Here is a 1,890-nt window from a genome sequence, read left to right on the forward strand (position 1 = left end):
GGCGACAAGGGTGATACAGGTGAACCAGTGGACACTGGCGACAAAGGTGACACAGGCGAACCGGTGGGCACCGGCGACAAGGGTGATACGGGCGAACCAGTGGATAGCGGCGACAAGGGTGAGGCAGATCAGCCACTTGCCGAAGCTGTTTCTAGTGACACTGGTTCTGTTAACCCCGATAAGAATGGTAAAGATGCAAAGGCAGCTTCGAAAGATAACTTGCCGCAAACTGGTGAAGCGTCTACGCAAGGAGTTTTAGCAGCAGGGATGGCCGTTATCGCTGCGGTTGCAGGTTTCTTCGGTTTTGGTAAGTTGCGCAAGCGTGAACACTAATCTGGAATTAATCTGTTAAGTATTAGTACCCCTTAGGTGAATCTACACGAAAGGCGTTCATCAGTTGTATGATGAACGCCTTTTTGTCTATGCATACGCTCAGGAGCCGAAATGTATGCAATTAATTTTTTTTCAAGCAAGATAAGCGACCGCGTTGATTTTCAAGTCTACGGATCAGGTCAGTCATATGGATCATTTACGGGGCCAAAAGCTTAGTCAGACTTGCTCTAAAAAGCGGGGTCCAAAGCTTGAGATATCCTAACTGAGTGGGATGTGCATCATCCAACATCGCAAACCGCTGCATGCTGGTGGCACTGGCCAAGGCTTTATCGTGGTGCAAATCGAGAATGGCAAAGCCGTACTTTTCCTGTAGCTGATAGAGACTGTCAATTAGTTGTTCGTAGTTTGCATCGGGTTTACGCAGACATGTGTAGAACATGATGGGACAATGCCAGTCATGATTGACCTCCGTGATGATTGCTTCCATAGCGCCAATGGTCGTCGTCGTGTCGAACGCCGTTGTACCAGGCTTAGTCACCGTGCCGACGGGTTTTCCGGCGCGGCCATCATTAGTGGAGAGCTGGCAGACAAATGCATCAGGCGTGGTTTCGGGTTGGAAGTTGTGCAAGCGGGAAATGTAACTTTTTGCTTCAGGTCCAGCCAGTGTGGTGCCAGAGATTGCGAGCTTATCTGCGATGAGGCCGTCGCTGGCGGCGAGATCATCAACGAAGGATTTACCGAAGGCCCCAGCGCCATATGTGATCGATGACCCCAAAAAGACGATGTGCTTGCCATATAAGGGTGACGCGGGATTCAATGTGGCAGCGCTTGGGGCATAATTTGGCAGATTGCCAAGCACGATGCGACTCACGAATTTGTGATGTGTGGCCAGAAGCACGGCGGCAGCCCCAATTGCGGGGGTGACCAATGCAGATTTTTTCATAACTAAGGCCTCCTAATCCTGATTCATAGCTGCTTTTCAGCCTTTTGCCGGTCGACTCGCAACAGGTGAAAGCCTGTTGAGCCAAAAGTGAAGACCAGCACTGCACCATTGGGTAAGCCTTTGGCGAGAACGTCAGTTGGGTCCTGCAGTTGGCGCAAAAAGTTGTAGCACGCCGCGCTGTGGGACACAACCAACACGTTCTGGTGATCCGGTTGCTGCATAATGTTGGTTAACGCCTTAAGCAGACGATGCCCAGTGGTGTTTGAAGACTCGCCGCCATACAGGACAAAGAAGTTCTCGAAGTCTTTCGGCAACGGCGGATTAAGTACTTGGCTTTCGCTTCGAAGACTCCGTAATTCATTTCTTTGAGAGCCTTGAGGTGCCGCACAGGCAATCGGCCGTGAACGATCAGATCAGCGGTGTCCACGGCACGCTCTGAAGTGGAACTGTATGCATGGTCAAGTGGAATGCTGTCAAAGTAGGTGGCGAGTTGTTTGGCTTGGGCGATTCCATGGGCAGTTAGTGGTGAGTCGCACCAGCCTGAATTTTGCGTTGGACATTGAAGAGGGTCTCACCGTGACGCACTAGGTAAAGGATACTACTCATTTTATTTT

General features: G+C 50.7%; 4 protein-coding genes. 1 reads left to right on the plus strand and 3 read right to left on the minus strand.

The window, feature by feature from the left end; genetic code table 11:
- The coding region (locus JCM13995_RS13345; RefSeq protein WP_225350919.1) for an LPXTG cell wall anchor domain-containing protein at positions 1-333 on the plus strand (333 nt) is incomplete at its 5' end.
- 196 nt (positions 334-529) lie between these two features.
- Here the strand turns inward: JCM13995_RS13345 and JCM13995_RS13350 are convergent.
- Genes JCM13995_RS13350 through JCM13995_RS17935 form a run of 3 tightly spaced genes read right to left on the minus strand, consistent with a single transcriptional unit; the run spans position 530 to position 1,784 of the window.
- Complete coding sequence (locus tag JCM13995_RS13350; protein WP_054666545.1) at positions 530-1,276, minus strand: SGNH/GDSL hydrolase family protein; 747 nt, start codon at positions 1,274-1,276, stop codon at positions 530-532.
- Between the two features lie 23 nt (positions 1,277-1,299).
- Entirely contained in the window at positions 1,300-1,590 is a 291-nt protein-coding gene (locus JCM13995_RS17310) for a histidine phosphatase family protein (protein WP_263849697.1), read from the minus strand.
- Positions 1,506-1,784 carry a histidine phosphatase family protein gene (locus JCM13995_RS17935; RefSeq protein ID WP_369385747.1) on the minus strand — a complete coding sequence of 93 codons (279 nt, stop codon included), beginning with the start codon at positions 1,782-1,784 and terminating at the stop codon, positions 1,506-1,508. The genes JCM13995_RS17310 and JCM13995_RS17935 overlap by 85 nt, the downstream gene beginning before the upstream one ends.
- Positions 1,785-1,890: the final 106 nt, after the last annotated feature.

Origin of the sequence: Lacticaseibacillus camelliae DSM 22697 = JCM 13995 (assembly GCF_001311195.1) — a bacterium.
Taxonomy (GTDB): Bacteria; Bacillota; Bacilli; order Lactobacillales; family Lactobacillaceae; genus Lacticaseibacillus; species Lacticaseibacillus camelliae.

Excerpts from the sequence above, each read along its gene's own strand:
- JCM13995_RS13350 (WP_054666545.1), bottom strand. The coding sequence starts at position 1,276 with ATGAAAAAATCTGCATTGGTCACCCCCGCAATTGGGGCTGCCGCCGTG.